Below are 20,249 nucleotides of genomic sequence, written 5' to 3'. Positions count from 1 at the left end.
TATGGCAGGTGCCGGGAAGCGAGGACGGATGGAGAGGCTGGAAAAGGCGGAGGAAGAGATTGCGCATCTCAGACGCGCGGTCGATGACCTGTCGGATGTAATCGCGAGGCAGGCGCGTGAGATCGACCTGTTGACCCGCCGCGTGGCGCTTTTGATGGAGCGGGCGGCGGAGGCGGAGGCCGAAGCATCGGGGGGTATCCCGCTGGCCGATCAGAAGCCGCCGCACTGGTAGGGGCGATGGAGGTCCGACCGGTACCCATTCCCGATTTCGATACGGCCCGCCTGTCGCTGCGCCGGTGGCGGCCAGAGGAAGACCGGCCTGCCTTGGCCGAACTCGGCAAGGTTCTGACGCCGCGCGTGTTGCAGCATCTTCCCGAAAAGCTGCAACCGGGCCCGGGCAAAGCCGGTATCGCCGGTTGGGTCGAGGACCGGTTGGCGGAAAGCGCGCTTTTCGTCGCGCGATCCCGGGTGGAGGGGCACATCGCGGGCCTCATGATCCTCGCCGCCTTCGATGCGCCCGATGCGCCCCTTTCGGTCCATGTGGGATACGTTCTGGCCGAGGCGGAATGGGGCAAGGGGCTTGCGAGCGAACTTTTGTCCGGGCTGATCGAGGCCGCACGCCCCGCCGCGCCGCTGCGCCTGATCGGCGGAACCGTGCGAGAGAATGCGGCCTCGGTCCGGGTTCTCGAAAAGGCCGGGTTCAGGCGCGACCCGGACCTGTCGGACGACGGCACGATCATGTTCGTGCGCGATCTGCTGTAACCGATGCATTCGGCGCGCGCGGACAGGTTCATGTCAGGATCGGGGGGGAGAAGTTGCATGACGACACCCGAACCCGGTTCCGCATGACGCCCCGCCTCACTTCGTTTTTCGGCGTACCGCACTGGCCGACGGTGGTTTTGACCTATGTTCTAGGCTTTGCAGGCGGCTTTGTCGCGAAGGCGCTGCATCTGCCGCTGCCGATGCTTCTCGGTTCGCTTCTGGCTGTGGGGGCTGCGGCGATTGCCGGGCTGAAGCCACTGGGCCATCTGCCGCAGGCGCCGCAGAAGATCCGGATGCTGGTCATCCCGATTATCGGCATCGCCATCGGCGGGGCCGCGCGGCCGGAGATTGTCGGGGAAGCCGCGCATTGGCTGCCCTCGCTCGCCGCGCTCTGCGTTTTCATTCCGCTGGTGCATTACCTCGGCTTCCGGCTTTTGACCGCGACGGGCCGGGTGGATCGGGTCACCGCGCTTTACGGCACCGCTCCGGGCGGTCTTGTCGAGACCGTGCAGATGGGCGAGGAGGCTGGCGCCGATGTGCAGATGCTGGCGATGCTGCAATTCCTGCGGCTCATTCTGACCATCGTTCTGGTGCCGGTCGCCTTTTCGCTGATGGAGGGCCATGCGGTCGGGTCCGCCGGGGGAGCGGCGGTGGCGGGAGCGCCGTTACATATCGGGGATGTGGCGATTCTGACCTTCTGCGCCGTTGTCGGGGCCATCGTCGGCCTGCGCCTGCGCCTGCCCGCCGGTCATGTGCTGGGGCCGATCCTTCTGTCGGCGGCGGCCCATATGGCGGGCTGGACCGAGGGCGTGCCGCCCGGCTGGATGCTGGCGGCGGCGCAGGTGGTGATCGGCACATCGCTGGGGGTGCGCTTTGCGGGCATGCCGAAGGGGCGGATTCTGGTGGCCCTGCGCCTTGCTGTGATGAATGCGGGCGTGACCATTGGGGGCGCGGTCCTCTTCTCCGTCGCCCTTGCGCCGGTGGCGGGCGAACCGGTGCGCGCTGTCTTTCTGGCCTTCGCGCCGGGTGGTCTGGTGGAGATGGGGTTGATCGCGCTCAGCCTGAAGATGTCGATCCTCTACGTGACCGCGCATCACCTTCTCAGGATCATCCTGTCGGTGAGCGTCGCGCGCTGGTTCGGTGGGCGGATCGGATGACGGATACCCCAGCCCCGGCGGTTACAACTTTGCGAGTTCGGTCTTCAGATCGCCATATCCGGTGAAGCGGCGTTCATAGGCGAGGCCAAGGCGTTTCGCGCAATCCTCGGCCTTGGCGTCGAGTGCGGGGTCGTCGGTCTGGGCTTGGTAGACCAGTTTCTCGTAATTGCCGAAATACATGTCCCGGAGTTCGGGGTGTCGGTCGAGCCCCATCGGTTTCCAGACGAAGGCGTCGAACTGACGGACGAGGAAGTCGGTGAGGTAGAAGGCGGTGAACTCTTCGCGCGCGGCGAAGGTGTCGTTGCCCTCGAAGAAGGAATAGCAATGCGGTCCGGGGATCATGTTGACGCCAAGCTCGGCGCAGCGCGCCTCCAGCCCGCCGCCGGTGCCGCAATCGGCATAGACGACGAAGATTTCGTCATAGGAATCGCGGTGCTTTTCGACCGCCTCGGTCACGGCCTCGGTGATCTTCTCGGGCCAGAGGTGGTATTTCGCGGGCAGGCAAGTGAGGTCGAGATGTGTCCAGCCATTGGCCTCTTTCAGGTCGACGATCTCGCGCGCGAGCGCGCCGCAGGCGATCAGCAGGATGCGGCCTTTGTGCGCGGGACCAATGCCCTCCTCGGTCAGGACCTTGTCGGAAGGAATCACGACTTGCCCCCCAGAAACCGGACGAGAAGCGCGAGCGCCATCAGTGCGACACCGGACAGTGCCGCGATGGCGGGCGGGACAAGGCCGGTTGCACTGACCGCAGCGGCGGCGGCTATCGTCAACGCGGCAGCGACGAGAACGAGGACGAGGATCAACAAGACGCGTGGCATGGCCGTTATTTCCCTTCCCCTTCTATCTGTGTCCATCGGGGCCGGATGTGAAGTCACCGGAAAGAAAAAGGCCCCGCGAGGCCATATGCCTGCGGGGCCGACAGGGAGCATTCCCTAAAACTCAGCCAGCGGCGAGCTTGTTGTGCTTGCGCGAGATGAAGTCCTTCGCGGTCTGCACCGCGACGGCCGCATCGCGGCAATAGGCGTCGGCACCGATGGCCTTGCCGAATTCTTCGTTCAGCGGCGCGCCGCCGACGAGCACGATGTAGTCGTCGCGCATGCCCTTTTCCTTCATCGTGTCGATCACGACCTTCATGTAGGGCATCGTGGTGGTGAGAAGCGCCGACATGCCGAGGATGTCCGCCTCTTCCCGCTCAAGCGCGGCGATGTAGTTTTCGACCGGGTTGTTGATGCCGATGTCGACGACTTCGAAACCCGCACCTTCCATCATCATGCCGACGAGGTTCTTGCCGATGTCGTGGATGTCGCCCTTGACGGTACCGATCACCATCTTGCCGACCTTCGGCGCGCCGGTTTCGGCCAGAAGCGGCTTCAGGATCGCCATGCCGGCCTTCATCGCGTTCGCGGCGAGAAGCACTTCCGGAACGAAGAGGATACCGTCGCGGAAGTCGGCGCCAACGATGGTCATGCCGGCCACGAGCGCCTTGGTCAGCACGTCGTAGGGTGCCCAGCCTCGGTCCAGAAGGATGCGCACGCCCTCTTCGATCTCTTCCTTGAGACCGTCATAGAGGTCGTCGTGCATCTGAAGCACGAGCTCTTCGTCGTCGAGCTCGGAAAGGATGATTTCTTCTTCGTCGGCCATAGCATGTCTCCTGGCGGTTCTTGCGCCCGTAATGCGGCCAATGTTGCCACATCACTTGGCGATTTGCGACATAGCCCGCGCATTCGGCGACAGAGAGCGACAAGGTGGCGGTAACGGTTGCGGTCGTGCTTGATTCATGTTCGCTAAATGTTCTAATTTCGTACCATGTCCTTGCCGCCCCCCGATCCCTTTCTGCGCCTGAAGGCGCGTGGTGCCGTGAGTAATGCGGCGGGCCGGTTTGAGCCCTATGCGCGGGTGGCGGAAAACGACGGCTGGGAGATTGCCGAGGAAGAGCGGGTGGCGCGGACCGAGGTCAGCGAGGAACGACCGCGTTCGGTGATCAATCCGGTGACCTCTCCGGACCTGAATTTCGACCGTTCCCTCAATGCTTACCGGGGCTGCGAGCATGGCTGCATCTATTGTTATGCGCGGCCTAGCCATGGCTATCTGGGCCTGTCGGCGGGGCTCGATTTCGAAACGAAGCTGGTGGCGAGGCCGACGGCACCGGAGGTGCTGGAACGGGAACTGGGTCGCAAGTCCTACAAGGTCGCGCCGATCGCCATCGGCACCAATACCGACCCCTATCAGCCGATCGAACAGCGCTACCGGATCACGCGGCGGATGCTGGAGGTTCTGTCGGCGTGGAATCACCCGGTGACGATCATCACGCGGGGGGCGCTGATCGAGCGCGATCTGGATATCTTGAGCGGCATGGCGGCTCGGCGGCTGGTGCAGGTGGGCGTGTCGGTGACGACACTTGACGCGCGCCTTGCCCGGCGGATGGAACCGCGCGCGCCCACACCGGAGCGGCGGCTGGCGATGATCCGGGCCTTGGCCGGGGCAGGGGTGCCGGTCCGGGCGATGGTTTCCCCCGTGATCCCGGTTCTGACCGAGCCGGAGATGGAGCGCATTCTGACCGCCGCCGCGGAAGCGGGGGCCACGGCGGCAAGCTGGATACTCTTGCGCCTGCCGCATGAGGTGGCGGAGCTTTTCCGCGACTGGCTGGCGCGAGCCGAGCCGGGCCGGGCGGCGCATGTCATGAACCGCCTGCGCGAGATGCGGGGTGGCAAGGACTATGACCCAGACTGGGACCGGCGGATGCGGGGCGAGGGGCTGCATGCCGATCTGATCGCCCACCGTTTCGCGATTGCCACGAAACGGCTGGGTTTGGCGCATGACCTGCCTGACCTCGATTGTTCCGCCTTTGCCCCGCCGCCGAGGCCCGGCGATCAGCTTTCGCTTTTCTGACTTGCGGTCTTGAACGCACATATTGTGCAACAGATGCTGCAAAATCTTCAGATCTGCGCAATTCTTTCGTTTCTAGGGCGTAAGACTGGCGAGGTATGCAATGATGGCGATCCGCGCGGCGCGATCAGGCTGACCGCCACGGGTCATGTCGGTTCCGGGTACGATATTGAATGGATCGGCGAGAAAAACGTTGAGGTCTTCGGGGGTCCAGTTTCCCGTCTGTGCCTTCATCTCCTCGGTATAGGGAAAGCCTTCGACCGACGCCTTGGTCCGGCCTACCACGCCGACCAGGTTGGGGCCGGGATGTTGGCCTGTGTTGATTTCGCCGGGTGTCAGGCCATGGCACCCGCCGCATTCGTAGGCTAGCACGCGTCCTTCCTCCGGGTCGGCCGATTCAAGTTCCCCCGGCGTGAGCGCATCCACTGGCGCCGGACCGGCGCCCATGTCCCGCAGAAACGCGACCATCTCGCTTCGGTCCTTCGATCCTGCATACTGAATTGCGGGCCAACCGTATCGAAGGGTAACCGCATTCACATCGGCGCCGTGTCCCAGCAAGAGGCGGGCGGATTCGATTGCGCCACGCTCGGCGGCCTCATGGAGCGGCATCGTCAAATCTTCGCCGCCGGGCAGGTTCGGATCGGCACCGGCAGCAAGCAGGGTGGCAACGATCCCGGTGTGGTTGTTCCGCGCTGCGATCCCGAGCGTGGTGCCGAATTCAGTCGTAGAGTCAGGGTTGGCGCCTACCGATAACAGGTAGTCCACGGCCTCGTCCTGTCCACGCTGGGATGCAAAGTAGAGCGGTTTGGCGAGCGTTTCCGGGTCCGGGTTCGACTCTGCGGGCAATGCCGCCTTCAGGCCTGTCATATCGCCAGAGGAGGCAAGGGAAACCAGATTCTGCGCTGCCGCCATGCCGGGCATCAGAACCACCAAAAAAAGCAATCGAATTTGTACGACGAGGCGCAGGTGCAACGCTGTATCCTCCCTCCGGGGGGCGGTCAGCATAGTGTAACACGAATGGCAAAATAGCCCAAAGCAGGCCCGGACCGGCGCAGAATCAGTCCAAGTCAATCGACCTGTTCGCGGGATCGCGCCATGGGCAACCCGCGGCGTGCGAGGCGGCGCAGATAACGCGCCTCGCGTGATTCAGCCGCGCCGGCGGCCGCGTCGTTCGCGCCCCGGAGCCGCGTCGTCGCCGGTGCCGTCCGAGGCCGAAGAAAAGCCGCCGAGCTTTGCCGCGATCTCGTCGAGGGTCGGGCGTGCCCCGCGCGGGCGGGTCTCAAGCGCTTCCCGCATCGCGGCGAGATGTTCGGGCATCGTGCCGCAGCAGCCGCCGATGATCGTGGCGCCCGCATCGCGCGCGAGCACGGCATATTCGGCCATCAGGTCCGGCGTGCCGTCATAATGGATATGGCCGTCATGGTATTTCGGGATGCCGGCATTGCCCTTGGCGATGATCGGCCGTTCGGGGCCCGCCGCGACGAAGCCAAGCACGGTGCGCATGAGGTCCGCCGCCCCCACGCCGCAATTGGCGCCGAAAGCCAGGGGCGGGTTCGGCAGCTTCTCGACCATCGCGGCCATCGCGGCTGAGGTCATGCCCATCATTGTGCGCCCGGCGGTGTCGAAGCTCATCGTGCCGCACCAGGGCATGCCCGCGCGGCCGCAGGCCTCGGCGGCGGCGGCATATTCCTCTGGCGCGGAGATCGTCTCCACCCAGAGCACATCGACGCCGCCCTCTTTCAGCCCCTCGGCCTGTTCGTGGAACATCTCGACCGCGATCTCATGCGTCAGCGAGCCCATCGGCGCCATGATCTCGCCCGTCGGGCCCATGGAGCCCGCAACGATGACGGTGCGGCCCGCCGCATCGGCGATTTCGCGCCCCAGTTCCGCGCCGATCCGGTTCAACTCGCGCACCCGGCCCTGCGCATTGTGCAGCTTCATCCGGCTTGCATTGCCGCCGAAGGTGTTGGTCAGGAAGATGTCTGACCCGGCATCCACCGCGCTCTTGTAGAGCGTACGGATATTGTCCGGCTTGTCGGTGTTCCACAGTTCCGGCGCCTCACCCGCAGTCAGCCCCATGTTGAAGAGATTGGTGCCGGTCGCGCCGTCGGCCAGCAGCCAGTCGCGCGTCGCCAGGAGGCGGGAAAGCGGGTCGCTCATCGGGAAAGCCTTTCATCAATGCGGTACCGGGGCAGTCGCGTCCCCGTTTGCCCCGATGTGCCATTTCGGCGGGCGGTTTTCAAACCGATCTTTCTCATGATGATCGTGAATCCGCCGAAAACGCGGCCGGTCCACAAGGTCGCTCATTGCCAAGTTCGCTGTATGGGTACGCTCAGGGCCAATGGCATAGGACCGCCTTGACGGCGGTCCGGACCTTATGGCGATCGGGTGCGGTCGGGCCTCAGGCCTCGTCCATGAGCTGGCGCTTGGCCTCGATCATCAGCTCGGCCATCTTGGCGCGGATCGTCTGTTCGCTGGCCGAGGCGCCGAGATCACCGGCGACCTTGCGATAGACATCCTCATCGCCCGCTTCCTCGAAATCGGCGGCGACCACTTCCTTTGCGTAGGCCGCGGCATCGTCGCCCGACTTGCCCATGAGCCCGGCCGCCCAGAGGCCGAGAAGCTTGTTGCGACGCGCTTCGGCCTTGAACTTCATTTCCTCGTCATGAGCGAACTTGTTCTCGAAAGCGTTCTCGCGGTCGTCGAATGTGGTCATGGCTGGGTCCCGTCTGGAAGTGGTCCGTTATTCCTCATATGCCCGCAGCACCCCGGCTCTGCAAGCCCTGAGGCGATCCCCGGGGCCAATGGCTTGCGGCGAAAGCGTGGTTGTCCTATAGCGGCGGCAAGATGGGGCGGGGTTTTTCCGCCATACGAACGGAGCTTGCATGGCACGTCGCAAGAAAATCTACGAAGGCAAGGCGAAGATTCTCTACGAAGGCCCCGAGCCCGGCACCTTCGTGCAGTATTTCAAGGACGACGCCACCGCCTTCAACGCGCAGAAGAAGGCGACGATCGAAGGCAAGGGCGTTCTGAACAACCGCCTGTCCGAGTATTTCATGACGGGCCTCGCCAATATCGGCATCCCCAACCACTTCATCCGCCGTCTGAACATGCGTGAGCAGCTGATCCGGCAGGTGGAAATCATTCCGCTGGAAGTGATCGTGCGCAATTTCGCGGCCGGGTCGCTGTCGAAGCGTTTGGGCATGGAAGAGGGCACCGCCCTGCCGCGCCCGATCGTCGAATACAGCTACAAGAACGATGCGCTGGGCGATCCGATGGTCAGCGAGGAATATATCGTCGCCTTTGGCTGGGCCAACCAGCAGGACCTTGACGACATCGTCTCCATCGCGCTTCGGGTCAACGACTTCCTGTCGGGCATTTTCTATGGCGTCGGCATCAAGCTCATAGATTTCAAGATCGAGATCGGGCGGATCTGGGACGGCGATTTCATGCGGCTGATCGTGGCCGACGAAATCAGCCCCGATTCGTGCCGGCTGTGGGACATCAAGACCGGCCAGAAGCTGGACAAGGACGTGTTCCGCCGCGATCTCGGCGATCTGGCCGATGCCTATAGCGAGGTCGCCCGCCGCCTTGGCGTGCTGCCGACGCAGGCCACCCATATGTCGAAACCGACGCTGATCAACTGAAAGGCCCCGATCCGATGAAAGCCCGTGTCCATGTCATGCTGAAGGATGGCGTTCTCGACCCGCAGGGCGAGGCGGTGAAACATGCGCTTGGCACGCTCGGTTTTTCCGGCGTGGAGGGCGTGCGTCAGGGCAAGGTGATCGAGCTTGATCTGGCCGCGACCGACAAGGCGGCGGCCGAGGCCGAGGTCAAGGCGATGTGCGAGAAGCTTCTCGCCAATACCGTGATCGAGAAATACACGGTCGAGATCGCCTGAACGTCGCCTGGGTTTTTCGGTCCGCTGTAATAAAATTGCCTTTCGCATGACCCGGCGCTAGCCTTCTCCGTCGCCAAGCACTGGTGGGGGAAGGGCACATGGCGCAAGGGGATGCTTCGGCCCACGCTGCCGGAAGTCGGTTTCTTGGCCTTTTCTTCATCATCGTCGCGGCGCTCTTCATCGGGCTCATGCCGAATGCGGCGAAGCTTGCCTATGGCGAGGGGGCAAACCCAATCGCGGTGCTGGTGATCCGTGCGGTTGTCGCCGTCACCGGTCTTGCGGTCTTCCTGCGGATGCGCGGCAATATGCTGTCTATTCCGAGGCCGTTCGTAAGAAAAACCGCGCTCGCTGGCATAGCGATGCTCTTTTCAGCCGGGGGCGGGATGAGCGCGGTCGCCTATATCGACGTTAGCCTCGCGAGCGTGCTGTTCTTCACCTTTCCGTTCTTCGTAGCGGCCGTGAACCACTTTCGTGGCCTGACGCGCCTGGGTCGTGCCGAGGTGATCTGCATGATCCTTGCGTTTCTCGGCCTTGCGCTGGCCCTTGGAGTCAGCCTTGAAAACGCGAACCTGACCGGTATCGCCCTTGCCTTGGTGTCCTCGCTTGGTATCGCGGTTACGGTTCTTGCCACCACCGATACCTCGATCGCGCTTGGCGCCGTACGGGCAAATCTTCATATGACACTCTGGGCGGGGGCGTATTTCATTCTGCTCGCGGTTCTTGGCCCGCTGACCGGTGCCATGCAGCCGATGCGCTTTCCGGCCAATGCGGTGGGTTGGGGATGGGTTCTTGCTGCGGGCGTCAGCTTCACTCTCGGATACCTCTTCTTTTTCATCGCCGCGACGATCCTCGGTGCGACCAAGGCGTCCGTCCTGTCGATCCTCGAGCCGATCATGATGATCGCCTTCGCCGTCATTCTGGTTGGCGAGACCCTGTCGCCGCTACAGGCCCTTGGCGTGACATTGGTCTTTGGAAGCCTGATCGCCTTCGACCTTGTTCCAAAGCGGGCGTGATCGGTGCATGGTCGCGCCAAAATCACCGGAGCCGGAGAGATTCGCCATGCGCGCCGCCGTCCTGACCAAGTTTCGTGCGCCTCTTGAACTGGCATCCATTGCCGACCCGGATTGCCCTGAGGACGGGGTGGTCCTGAAGGTGCTGGCCTGCGGTGTCTGCCGGTCGGACTGGCATTCATGGACCGGCTCGGACCCGGACGTTTCGCTCCCGCATGTGCCGGGCCACGAATATTGCGGCGTGGTTGAAGAGGTGGGCGCGCGGGTGACCCGTTGGCGTCGCGGCGACCGCGTCATAGCGCCATTCATCCTCGCTTGCGGCCAGTGCCCGTCCTGTGCGGCGGGAAACCAGACGACCTGCCCGACACAGGTCATTCCCGGTTTCACCCATCCCGGCGCCTTTGCCGAGAGGATTGCGGTGCCGCGCGCCGATCACAACCTGACGGCTTTGCCCGAGGCGATGGACCCCGCATTGGCGGCTGCCCTTGGTTGCCGGGTCACGACGGCCTGGCACGGGTTGACGGGCCGCGCCGCGCTTCAGCCGGGCGAATGGCTCGCGGTCTTCGGCAGCGGCGGCGTGGGGCTCTCGGCGTTGTTGCTGGCGAAAGCCATCGGCGCAAGGGTGGTCATGGTCGATGTGGTCGAGGACAAGCTTGCCCATGCAAGCGCCCATGGTGCAGATGCCACGGTCAATGCCTCAACCTGTGACGCCCACGAAGCCATCCGCGAGATCACCGGCGGCGGCGCGCATGTCGCGGTCGAAGCGCTGGGGATTGCGGAAACCACCGTAAGCGCCTTGAAATGCCTGCGGAAACTCGGACGCATGGTGCAGATCGGCATGCCCGCCGGAAAACATACGCAGATGACCCTGCCGATGGATGCGGTCTATTCCGGCCAGCTGGCCCTTTATGGCACGCGCGGCATGCCCGCATGGCGCTACCCGAGCCTTCTGAGCCTCATCGAAGCCGGGCAGGTGGACCTGACCCCGCTCATCGCCCGCCGCGTGGCGCTTTCCGATGCCTCGACCGAGCTTGCGGCCTTCGACGGCCCGACGCCGCCCGGCGTCGCGGTCATTACCGATTTCGCGCAGTAATCCGCGTCATTGCCCGGGGGTCAGTGACCACCCAGAACCCCGGCCTTCACACCGTAATCCACCGCGATGCCGTAATCGGGGTCATCCTCGCTGTCGACCATCAGCTGGCCCGCGCGGTTCAGAAGCGCGTGGCAATCGCGGCTGAGATGGCGCAGGACCAATGTCTTTCCCTGCGCCTCGTAGCGTGCGGCCAAGGCCTCGATGGCGGCGAGGGCGGACTGGTCGGCGACGCGGCTGCCATCGAAATCCACGATGACCCGGGCGGGATCGGTTTCGGGGGTGAAGAGTTCGGCAAACCCGTCGGTCGAGCCAAAGAACAAAGGCCCCTCGATCCGGTAGACCTTGGCGCCGTCCTCCTCAGCCGTCGTCGCATGGATGCGCTTGGCGTTCTGCCAGGCATAGGCCAGCGCCGAGACGATGACACCGGCGACGACGGCGGTCGCAAGGTCGGTCGCGACCGTGATCGCGGTCACGAGGATGATCACCACCGCATCGACGCGCGGCACTTTCCTCAGCACCCGGAAGCTCTGCCAGGCGAAGGTGCCGATGACGACCATGAACATGACGCCGACAAGGGCAGCGAGCGGGATCTGTTCGATGAGCGGCGAGGCGAAGAGGATGAATGACAGGAGGAAGAGCGCGGCAGCGGTCGCCGCGACACGGGTGCGCCCGCCCGAGGTCACGTTGATCATTGACTGGCCGATCATCGCGCAGCCGCCCATGCCGCCGAAGAAACCGGTCACGGTATTGGCCACACCCTGGGCCACACATTCCTGGCTCGCGCCGCCGCGCTTGCCGGTAATTTCCCCCACGAGGTTCAGCGTCAAAAGACTCTCGATCAGGCCGATGGCGGCGAGGATCACCGAATAGGGCAGGATGATCTTCAGCGTCTCCATGCTGAAGGGCACGGTGGGCAGGTGGAAGGCGGGCAGGCCGCCCTTGATCGAGGCCAGATCGCCGACGCGCGGCACTTCGATGCCGAAACCGATGACCAGCGCTGCGACGATACCGATTCCGGCCAAGGGTGCGGGGATGGCCCGCGTGATCCGTGGCATGACCCAGATGATCGCCATGGTCGCCGCCACCAGTGCCAGCATGGTGACGAGGGGCCAGCCCGTCATCCAGACATGGCCGCCATTGCCGTCGGGCAGGCGGAATTGTTCCAATTGGGCAAGGCCGATCACGATGGCGAGCCCGTTGACGAAACCGAGCATCACCGGATGCGGCACAAGGCGGATGAACTTGCCGAGCTTAAGCAGCCCGGCCGCGATCTGGAGTATCCCCATGAGGACAACGGCAGCGAACAGGTATTCGGCCCCATGGCTCGCGACGAGCGACACCATGACAACCGCAAGTGCTCCGGTTGCGCCCGAGATCATGCCGGGCCGTCCGCCGATGAGCGCGGTGATCAGTCCGACGAGGAAGGCCGCGTAAAGCCCGACAAGGGGATGGACGCCTGCGACGAAGGCAAAGGCCACCGCCTCGGGCACGAGGGCGAGCGCCACCGTCAGCCCCGAAAGCAGCTCGGTCCTGAGTGCTGCCACCGACAGCGGGAAGGCCGGCGCATGGGTCGGCGACACGGCAGCGGCAAAGGCCGCAAGCGCGGAGCGGGTCATCGGGAAACCTCGGGGATTGGGTCTGTTCGCAGCGGCCCGTGTAACCGCGATTGGATGGGGGTGAAACCCCGGAGGGTCGATTTTTCGGAATGGCTGCGTTCCCGTCGCTGCAGGGCACCTGCACATGTTCCCTGCAGCCTGCCCCTTATTTTCGATTTCGCGGGGTGGCACATTCAGGGCTAAATACACTGGTGACAACGGTGCGGACGAGCCGGGTTGAAGGGGAGGATGTGATGGTGCGCGAGGCAACCTGTTCATGCGGCAAGCTTTTGGTCCGTTGTTCGGGGGAACCTGAACTTGTTTCCGCATGCCATTGCACCGCATGCCAAAAACGAACAGGTGCGCCATTTGGCGTGGCGGCATTTTTCCGCAAGGAAAGAGTACGCGTTCAGGGTCAATTTCACACCTTCAGCCGTTCATCGGATTCCGGATATCTGCTGAAGTTCCATTTTTGCGTTGGCTGCGGATCGACGGTGTTCTGGGAACCGTTGAGGAAGCCCGACATGTACGCGATCGCTGTCGGCGCATTCGGTGATCCGGATTTCCCCGCGCCGAGCCAGGAGGTGTATACCGAGGGACGGCACGCCTGGATCGCGCCATTCGTCTTCTAGAGGACGGGCCCGGGCCACCGATTTGCTGCTGCAAAGAACTCGTGTCTTTCATGTTCCGTGGCTTTGCGTTATGGGCCGGGACGGAACGAGGCCCGAGGAGATTGCCCCATGAAAGCCGCCGTCATCACCTTCCCCGGATCGAACTGCGACCGCGATCTGGCCGTCGCCTTCGAACGCGCTGGGGCCGAGGTGGTGAAGGTCTGGCACAAGGACAGCGATTTGCCCACAGGGACCGATATCGTCGGCATTCCGGGAGGATTCTCCTTCGGCGACTACCTGCGCTGTGGCGCGATTGCGGCGCAGTCACCGGTCGCCGCGTCGGTCAAGGCCTTTGCTGAAAAGGGCGGCTATGTCATCGGCATCTGCAACGGCTTTCAGGTTCTGACCGAAACCGGCCTGCTGCCCGGTGCGCTTTTGCGGAACGCCACGCTGAAATATGTCTGCAAGGCGCTTGACCTGAAGGTCGCGACGGCCGACAGCGCCTATACCGCAGGCTGGACGAAGGGTCAGACGATCCGTATCCCGATCGCCCATCACGACGGAAATTACACGATCGACGAAGATGGGCTGAACCGCCTGAAAGGCGACGACCGCATCGCCTTCACCTATGTCGAGAACCCGAACGGGGCCACGGCCGACATCGCGGGTGTTCTCTCGGCCAATCGCAGGGTCCTTGGCATGATGCCGCATCCCGAGCGTATGGCCGAGGCGGCGCATGGCGGGTCCGACGGATCGGTGCTTTTCCGCTCGCTCATGGACGCGATGGCGCTGAGCTGAGTGCCGGTGCTTGAGGCCCGCGTACGCTGGGCTTACACTCCGGAATAATGTCAGAGGACAAGGCCCGCATCGTCTTTCCTGCCGCAGCCGCCGGCAAGGCGCCCTCCGCATCGGAGGGGGGCGGCGGGCAACCGATGCGGCGACGTTTCGTGTCGATTCGCAGCCCGTGGTGGCTGCGTCTGATCGTGCTGGCGCTGATCGCGGGCGCCGTCGCGGTGATCTGGGTCACGAACTCGTTTCTTGGCGACCGGTTTACCGAAACGACGCGCAACCGCGCCGAAGTGCGGCTCGCGCTTTATACCGGCCATATCCTTAGCGAATTGCAGCGAACCTCGGTCGTGCCACTTCTTCTGGCGCGCGATCCGCAACTGATTTCGGCGCTCAACTCGGCCGATTTTTCCACCACATCGCAGAACCTGATCTCGGCCCAGACAGAGATTGGTGCCGCCTCGATCCTGCTTCTGGATGCGAGCGGCCGCACGGTCGCCGCGACCGACCGGACCCAGATCGGCACGAATTTCGGGTCGGCTCCGCAATTCGTCAATGCACAGCGGTCCAAGGATACGGTCTTTACGGTCGGGGAGCGGGCGACGGGCGGTTACGACTTCGCCTATTCGCGCGCCGTCCTTTCGGACAACCGGCTGGTCGGGGTCATCGTTGTCGGCGCCGAACTGGCGAAGTTCGAACGGGTCTGGGCCGGAATTTCGGATGCCGTCGCCGTGGTAAACAGCGAAAACCGGGTCATCCTGTCGACCGAACCGCGCTGGCGCGGCCTGCCGATCGGCGAGGCGCTGGCCGTGCGCCCGGCACCCTCGGCCATTGCCCGGGCTTTCCAGGCCACGACGGATTGGGCCAACGACCCGCCCGATGCCTATGTCCGTGGCGAGGCCGTGATGCGTAACGAGGCCCGCATCCCGTTCCGGGGCTGGAAGCTGATCAGCTTCACCACCTACGATTCGATCCGCGAGAAAGTGAACGCCTTTCTGGCGCTCGAAATCATGGTCTTCGCGGTGCTGCTCTCACTGATCTTTTATCTGCTCTCGCGCAGGGCCCGGCGCCAATCCGCCGTTGCGCGGCGGGAATCTGCCGATCTGCGACAACTGAACGCCCGTCTTCAGCAGGTGATTGCCGAACGCGAGAAGGTCCAGAAAGACCTTGAAGTGGCCGAACAGACGCTGGCGCAGTCCTCGAAACTCGCCGCTTTGGGCGAGATGTCGGCGGCAGTGAGCCACGAGCTGAACCAGCCGCTCGCGGCGATGAAAACCTATCTCGCGGGGGCCCGGCTTTTGTTACAGCGCCGACGCGCGGAAGAGGCGCTGTCATCGTTCCAGCGCATCGACGACCTGATCGAACGCATGGGCGCGATCACCCGGCAATTGAAAAGCTATGCCCGCAAGGGCGGCGAGGCATTTGAGCCGGTCGATGTAAGGTCTTGTATTTCCTCCGCTTTGTCGATGATGGAGCCGACGCTTCGCACAAGGTCCGTGCGCATCACCCGGATGCTGACCCGTGAAAGCGTGGTGGTGATGGCCGACCGGGTGCGGTTGGAACAGGTGATCATCAACCTCCTAAGGAACGCGCTAGACGCGACGCGGCAGAGCGCCGATCCCGAGATCGAGATCATCCTGACGGCGGGCGAGACGGTGACCCTTGCGGTTCGTGACAACGGCCACGGGATCGACGATCTCGAAAACCTCTTCGAGCCTTTCTACACCACCAAGAAGCCCGGAGAGGGGGTCGGACTGGGGCTGGCCATTTCATCCGGGATCGTGAAAGACCTTGGCGGGCGCCTCACGGCGCGCAACGCACCGGGGGGTGGGGCTGTATTCGAAGTGCAGCTCCCCATATTAACCGGGAAGACGCAGGCAGCGGAGTGAAGAGGTAGTTCATGGCACGCGCGATGAAAGTGGCGATCGTCGATGACGAACAGGATATGCGGCAGTCAATCAGCCAGTGGCTGGCCCTGTCGGGGTTCGACACCGAGACCTTTGCCTGCGCGGAAGATGCGCTGAAGGCGATCGGATCGGATTATCCCGGGGTCGTGGTGTCGGATATCAAGATGCCCGGCATGGACGGTATGGCCTTTCTCAAGCGCCTGATGAGCGTCGACAGCGGTCTGCCCGTCGTGATGATCACCGGCCATGGCGATGTGCCTATGGCGGTGGAGGCGATGCGGGTCGGGGCCTATGATTTTCTTGAAAAGCCGTTCAACCCTGACCGTATGACCGAGCTTGCCAAACGCGCGAGCCAGGCGCGTCGGATGACGCTCGACAACCGGGCGCTGAGGAAGGAACTCAGCGACGGCACCACAATCATGAAGAAGCTGATCGGCAATTCCCCGGCGATGGAGCGGCTGCGCGAGGATATTCTCGATCTCGGTCAGGCCGACGGCCATGTGCTGATCGACGGCGAGACCGGGACGGGCAAGACTTTGGTCGCCCATGCGCTGCACGCGGTGGGGCCGCGGGCGGGCAAGAAATTCTCGGTCCTGTCCTGTGCCGCCTATTCCGAAGACCAGCTTGGCGCGCGGCTTTTCGGGCCGATGGAGGAGGGTGGGCAGATCCCGCTCGTTGAGGAGGCGCGCGGCGGTACGCTTGTCCTTGAGGATGTCGAGGCGCTGAGCCAGCCCTTGCAGGCGCGGCTTCTGACCTTCATCAACGAGCAGGGAAGCCCGGCCGAGACCCGCATTATCGCGATCTGCAACGACCACGAACAGGGCAGGACCGTGGAGGACGCCCTGCGTCCCGACCTCTATTTCCGCCTTGCGGCGCTCAAGATCATGCTGCCGCCCCTGCGCTCGCGCGGTGAAGATATCCTGACGCTGTTCACCCGGCTCGCCGAACAGTTCGCCGAGGAATATGGCTGCGATGCGCCGCAGGTGACGGCGCAGGAGGCGGCGCAGCTGCTACAAGCGCCGTGGCCGGGCAATGTCCGCCAGTTGATCAACGTGGCCGAACGCGCTGTCCTTCAGAACCGGCGCGGATCGGGCTCCATCGCTTCGCTTCTCATGGCCGAGAACGAAGAGGCCGGGCCCGTGATGACGACGGAGGGCAAGCCCCTGAAGGATTATGTCGAGAGCTTCGAGAAGATGCTGATCGACAATACGATGCGGCGCCACAAGGGCTCCATCGCGGCGGTGATGGAAGAGCTTTGCCTGCCGCGCCGGACGCTGAACGAGAAGATGGCGAAGTATTCGCTGCAGCGGTCAGATTACCTCTGAGGCGAATGTAAGGTGGGTTTAACCCACCTTGCCTCCGGCCTGCGGCGGCGCACGCCAAATTGGCCATTGTGTTCGACCGGCGTTCCCCGCTAATGTCGCTCCACGTCGATCCGGCGCGTTACCTGCGCCCCGACCCATCAGATTTGCTGCCGTCCTGCGCGCCGGAACCGCACCGGTCCCGGGCAGGGCAATGGCAGGCCGATTGGCCGCAAGGCCGCACATTCGCCCCGTCAGCCGCGTCCGGCCCCGGGGCCCGAGTTGGATGCCGCGAGGCATCCGGGACAGAACCGCGATGAAGCGCGTGAGGACAGAGCAGCGGACCACCGGCAGGCCTTCGGCCGCCGCCCCACTGTGTTCCGCACCGCCTTTCGCATCAGCAATTGAATGCCGTTTGCGTGCCGGCCCGCCAGGGTCCCGGCCGCTTTCTGCGTTCGGAAAGATTACATGGCCAAGAAAATGCTCATCGATGCCACCCACGCGGAAGAGACCCGCGTTGTGGTGGTCGACGGAAACAAGGTTGAGGAATTCGACTTTGAAACCGTCAACAAACGCCAGCTTGCCGGCAATATCTATCTAGCCAAGGTCACGCGGGTCGAACCCTCGCTTCAGGCTGCCTTTGTCGATTACGGCGGCAACCGTCACGGCTTCCTCGCCTTTTCGGAAATCCATCCGGATTATTACCAGATCCCGGTCGCGGACCGGCAGGCGCTTCTGGAAGAAGAGCGTGCCTATGCCGAGGCGCAGGAGGCCGAGGAGAACAACCGGGGCCGTCGCCGCAGCAGGCCGAAACCCAAGTCAAAGGCCGAGAAGGCCCGGTCCGACGACGCGGTGGTCACGAGCGACGATATCCCGGGCATGACCGTGGTCGACCTCGATGACGAGGATGCCGATCAGACGGACGCTTCGGACGTGACCAATGCCGACGAGGAAAGCACTGGGGCGGCGACCACTGAGACGCCTGACACCGTTGAATCGGCTGTCGACAACGACGCCGATGACGGGAATGGCGACGCCGAGGCTGAAGGCCCCTATGTTGCGGCTGATCATGCCTCTGACACCGATGAGGAAATCGAATCGGTTGCGGACGAGGATGTGGCCGAGGAGATCCGCCAGCCGAGGAAGCCGCGTCCGCGCCGTTACAAGATCCAGGAAGTGATCAAGGTCCGGCAGATCATGCTGGTCCAGGTCGTCAAGGAAGAACGCGGCAACAAGGGTGCGGCGCTGACGACCTATCTGTCGCTTGCCGGCCGCTACTGCGTGTTGATGCCGAACACCGCCCGGGGCGGCGGGATCAGCCGCAAGATCACCAATGCCGCCGACCGCAAGAAGCTGAAGGAGATCGCGGGCGAGATCGAGGTGCCGCAGGGTGCCGGTCTGATCATCCGCACCGCCGGAAGCCAGCGCACCAAGGCCGAGATCAAGCGCGACTACGAATACCTGATGCGGCTCTGGGAGCAGATCCGCGATCTGACGATGAAGTCGATCGCGCCCGCGCCGATTTATGAAGAAGGTGATCTGATCAAGCGCACGATCCGCGACCTTTACAACAAAGACATCGACGAGGTTCTGGTCGAGGGGCCGGACGGCTACCGCGCGGCCAAGGACTTCATGAAGATGATCATGCCGTCCCACGCCAAGAACGTGAAGCACTACCACGAGGGGCTGCCCTTGTTCGCCCGCTATCAGGTTGAAAGCTACCTCGCGGCGATGTTCAACCCGACCGTTCAGCTCAAATCGGGCGGCTATATCGTCATCGGCGTGACCGAGGCGCTCGTCGCCATCGACGTGAACTCAGGCCGCGCGACAAAGGAAGGTTCGATCGAGGAAACCGCGCTCAAGACCAACCTTGAGGCGGCCGAGGAAGTGGCGCGGCAGTTGCGCCTGCGCGACCTTGCAGGGCTTATCGTCATCGACTTCATCGACATGGAAGAGCGTAAGAACAACGCCGCCGTCGAGAAGCGCCTGAAGGAGAAGCTGAAAACCGACCGCGCCCGCATTCAGGTTGGCCGCATTTCGGGCTTCGGTCTTCTGGAGATGAGCCGCCAGCGGCTACGCCCGGGCATGCTGGAATCGACGACCGCGCCTTGTCCGCATTGCCACGGCACCGGCATCATCCGGTCGGACGACAACCTTGCCCTGCAGATCCTGCGCCAGCTGGAAGAGGAGGGGACCCGCAAGCGGTCGCGTGAAGTGCTGCTGAAGGCCCCCGTCGCTGTCGTGAACTTCCTCTTCAACCAGAAGCGCGAGCATCTGGCCCAGATCGAGGCGCGTTACGGCATGTCGATCCGGATCGAGGCCGATCCGGCGATGGTCAGCCCCGATTTCTCCATCGAAAAGTTCAAGACCGCGACCCGGGTTGTGCCCGAGGCCGCGCCGGTTGTCTCGGTCGATGCGCTGCGACTGGCCGAGGAGGAAGAGGACGACATCGCCGAGGTCGAGGCCGAGGACGAGGAAGAAGACGCCGTCGCTGCGGCCCCCGCTGCAAGCGACGGCGAAGGCGATGCCCCGCGCAAGAAGAAGCGCCGTCGTCGGCGGCGGCGCAAGGGTGGCGGCAATGGCGCCGATGCGGCGCAGGGCGCCGATCAGGGCGACGACAGCGATGCCGGCGCGGAAGATACGGATGCGGTGACCGAGCCAGCGGCGGAAGCCGCGGCGGAACCGGTGGCCGAAGAGGCAGCAGCCGAGAAGCCGAAATCGCGCCGCAGCCGGTCGCGTAAGAAAAAGCCGGAGACCGAAGCCGTGGCGGAACCCGCTGAGGCTGTCGCTGCCGAGGAAGCACCGGTCGAGGCCGCGTCCTCCGAGGTGGCCGAGGCCGAAGCGGAGCCCAAGAAAGCCTCACCGCGCAAGCGGGCCGCGACGGGCCGGAGCCGGTCAAAGAAAGCGGCAGAGGCTGAAGCCGAGGCCGAACCCGCCCAGGCGGTGGAAGCCGAGGCCGAGCCGAAAAAACCGGCAAAGCCCCGGACCTCGCGCAGCCGCAAGGCGGCGGCGAAGCCTGCCGCCGAAGAGGCGCCCGTAGTCGTGGCGGCGGAACCTGCCGCACCGGTGGCGGAGGAAGCCCCGGCAAAGGTCGAGCACGAGCCGGCCCCTGAGCCTGTGGCCGCAGAGGCCGACGCAGCCTTGCAGCCGGACCCGCAGATGGCGGAAACGGCCGAAGAAGAAGCCGCGAAGCCTAAACGGCGCGGCTGGTGGTCGCTCGGGCGGTAAGCCTTGAACGGA

20 protein-coding genes are annotated in these 20,249 nt (G+C 64.0%); 13 read left to right on the top strand and 7 right to left on the bottom strand.

All coding sequences use genetic code 11. The features are described from left to right. Position 1: 1 nt before the first annotated feature. From OEZ71_RS03110 to OEZ71_RS03100, 3 genes are all read left to right on the top strand, one after another. Positions 2–232, top strand: coding sequence for a SlyX family protein (locus OEZ71_RS03110; RefSeq protein WP_263738459.1), 231 nt, complete (start codon positions 2–4; stop codon positions 230–232). Positions 233–237: 5 nt separating this feature from the next. Continuing rightward, the gene (locus OEZ71_RS03105; protein ID WP_263738458.1) at positions 238–762 is read left to right on the top strand and encodes a GNAT family N-acetyltransferase; all 525 of its coding nucleotides are present in this window, start codon (positions 238–240) and stop codon (positions 760–762) included. 83 nt (positions 763–845) lie between these two features. Then, positions 846–1,919 carry an AbrB family transcriptional regulator gene (locus OEZ71_RS03100; RefSeq protein WP_263738457.1) on the top strand — a complete coding sequence of 358 codons (1,074 nt, stop codon included), beginning with the start codon at positions 846–848 and terminating at the stop codon, positions 1,917–1,919. Positions 1,920–1,940: 21 nt separating this feature from the next. On the opposite strand, the gene OEZ71_RS03095 is transcribed toward OEZ71_RS03100, so the two are convergent. The 3 genes from OEZ71_RS03095 to OEZ71_RS03085 form a co-directional block, all read right to left on the bottom strand. Further along, on the bottom strand, positions 1,941–2,567 hold the full coding sequence (locus OEZ71_RS03095; protein WP_263738456.1) for a DUF1638 domain-containing protein: 627 nt from the start codon (positions 2,565–2,567) through the stop codon (positions 1,941–1,943). Next, entirely contained in the window at positions 2,564–2,737 is a 174-nt protein-coding gene (locus OEZ71_RS03090) for a hypothetical protein (protein ID WP_263738455.1), read from the bottom strand. The genes OEZ71_RS03095 and OEZ71_RS03090 overlap by 4 nt, the downstream gene beginning before the upstream one ends. Before the next feature lie 121 nt (positions 2,738–2,858). Beyond that, positions 2,859–3,560 (bottom strand): corrinoid protein, encoded by a 702-nt coding sequence (locus OEZ71_RS03085; protein WP_263738454.1) that lies wholly within the window; start codon positions 3,558–3,560, stop codon positions 2,859–2,861. Positions 3,561–3,725: 165 nt separating this feature from the next. On the opposite strand from OEZ71_RS03085, the gene OEZ71_RS03080 reads away from it, so the two are divergent. Continuing rightward, on the top strand, positions 3,726–4,808 hold the full coding sequence (locus OEZ71_RS03080) for a PA0069 family radical SAM protein (RefSeq protein ID WP_263738453.1): 1,083 nt from the start codon (positions 3,726–3,728) through the stop codon (positions 4,806–4,808). Positions 4,809–4,880: 72 nt separating this feature from the next. On the opposite strand, the gene OEZ71_RS03075 is transcribed toward OEZ71_RS03080, so the two are convergent. The 3 genes from OEZ71_RS03075 to OEZ71_RS03065 all read right to left on the bottom strand — a co-directional run bounded on the left by OEZ71_RS03075 (position 4,881) and on the right by OEZ71_RS03065 (position 7,521). After that, positions 4,881–5,777, bottom strand: a complete 897-nt coding sequence (locus tag OEZ71_RS03075; protein ID WP_263738452.1) for an ankyrin repeat domain-containing protein — start codon at positions 5,775–5,777, stop codon at positions 4,881–4,883. A 174-nt stretch (positions 5,778–5,951) separates the two neighbouring features. Then, complete coding sequence (bmt, locus tag OEZ71_RS03070; protein WP_263738451.1) at positions 5,952–6,965, bottom strand: betaine--homocysteine S-methyltransferase; 1,014 nt, start codon at positions 6,963–6,965, stop codon at positions 5,952–5,954. 241 nt (positions 6,966–7,206) lie between these two features. Beyond that, on the bottom strand, positions 7,207–7,521 hold the full coding sequence (locus OEZ71_RS03065) for a DUF1476 domain-containing protein (protein ID WP_263738450.1): 315 nt from the start codon (positions 7,519–7,521) through the stop codon (positions 7,207–7,209). 169 nt (positions 7,522–7,690) lie between these two features. Between OEZ71_RS03065 and purC the strand changes: the two genes are divergently transcribed. From purC to OEZ71_RS03045, 4 genes are all read left to right on the top strand, one after another. Next, positions 7,691–8,452, top strand: a complete 762-nt coding sequence (gene purC, locus OEZ71_RS03060) for a phosphoribosylaminoimidazolesuccinocarboxamide synthase (RefSeq protein ID WP_263738449.1) — start codon at positions 7,691–7,693, stop codon at positions 8,450–8,452. Positions 8,453–8,466: 14 nt separating this feature from the next. After that, complete coding sequence (gene purS, locus OEZ71_RS03055) at positions 8,467–8,706, top strand: phosphoribosylformylglycinamidine synthase subunit PurS (RefSeq protein ID WP_263738448.1); 240 nt, start codon at positions 8,467–8,469, stop codon at positions 8,704–8,706. A gap of 98 nt (positions 8,707–8,804) precedes the next feature. Further along, positions 8,805–9,719, top strand: a complete 915-nt coding sequence (locus OEZ71_RS03050) for a DMT family transporter (protein WP_263738447.1) — start codon at positions 8,805–8,807, stop codon at positions 9,717–9,719. Positions 9,720–9,765: 46 nt separating this feature from the next. Further along, on the top strand, positions 9,766–10,809 hold the full coding sequence (locus OEZ71_RS03045; protein WP_263738446.1) for a zinc-dependent alcohol dehydrogenase family protein: 1,044 nt from the start codon (positions 9,766–9,768) through the stop codon (positions 10,807–10,809). Between the two features lie 20 nt (positions 10,810–10,829). Here OEZ71_RS03045 and OEZ71_RS03040 read toward each other — a convergent pair whose 3' ends face one another. Continuing rightward, positions 10,830–12,425 (bottom strand): SulP family inorganic anion transporter, encoded by a 1,596-nt coding sequence (locus OEZ71_RS03040; RefSeq protein WP_263738445.1) that lies wholly within the window; start codon positions 12,423–12,425, stop codon positions 10,830–10,832. Positions 12,426–12,658: 233 nt separating this feature from the next. Between OEZ71_RS03040 and OEZ71_RS03035 the strand changes: the two genes are divergently transcribed. The 5 genes from OEZ71_RS03035 to OEZ71_RS03015 all read left to right on the top strand — a co-directional run bounded on the left by OEZ71_RS03035 (position 12,659) and on the right by OEZ71_RS03015 (position 20,237). Next, positions 12,659–13,036 (top strand): GFA family protein, encoded by a 378-nt coding sequence (locus OEZ71_RS03035; RefSeq protein ID WP_263738444.1) that lies wholly within the window; start codon positions 12,659–12,661, stop codon positions 13,034–13,036. Positions 13,037–13,144: 108 nt separating this feature from the next. Then, complete coding sequence (gene purQ / locus OEZ71_RS03030) at positions 13,145–13,813, top strand: phosphoribosylformylglycinamidine synthase subunit PurQ (RefSeq protein ID WP_263738443.1); 669 nt, start codon at positions 13,145–13,147, stop codon at positions 13,811–13,813. Positions 13,814–13,947: 134 nt separating this feature from the next. Further along, complete coding sequence (locus OEZ71_RS03025; RefSeq protein ID WP_263738990.1) at positions 13,948–15,690, top strand: sensor histidine kinase; 1,743 nt, start codon at positions 13,948–13,950, stop codon at positions 15,688–15,690. Between the two features lie 11 nt (positions 15,691–15,701). Then, complete coding sequence (locus OEZ71_RS03020; protein ID WP_263738442.1) at positions 15,702–17,033, top strand: sigma-54-dependent transcriptional regulator; 1,332 nt, start codon at positions 15,702–15,704, stop codon at positions 17,031–17,033. Positions 17,034–17,477: 444 nt separating this feature from the next. Beyond that, entirely contained in the window at positions 17,478–20,237 is a 2,760-nt protein-coding gene (locus OEZ71_RS03015) for an Rne/Rng family ribonuclease (RefSeq protein ID WP_263738441.1), read from the top strand. Positions 20,238–20,249: the final 12 nt, after the last annotated feature.

Source organism: Albidovulum litorale (assembly GCF_025751495.1).
Lineage (GTDB): Bacteria > Pseudomonadota > Alphaproteobacteria > Rhodobacterales > Rhodobacteraceae > Albidovulum > Albidovulum litorale.
The sequence above is the reverse complement of the archived record's forward strand: the minus strand, read 5'-3'. Positions and strand labels throughout refer to the sequence as shown.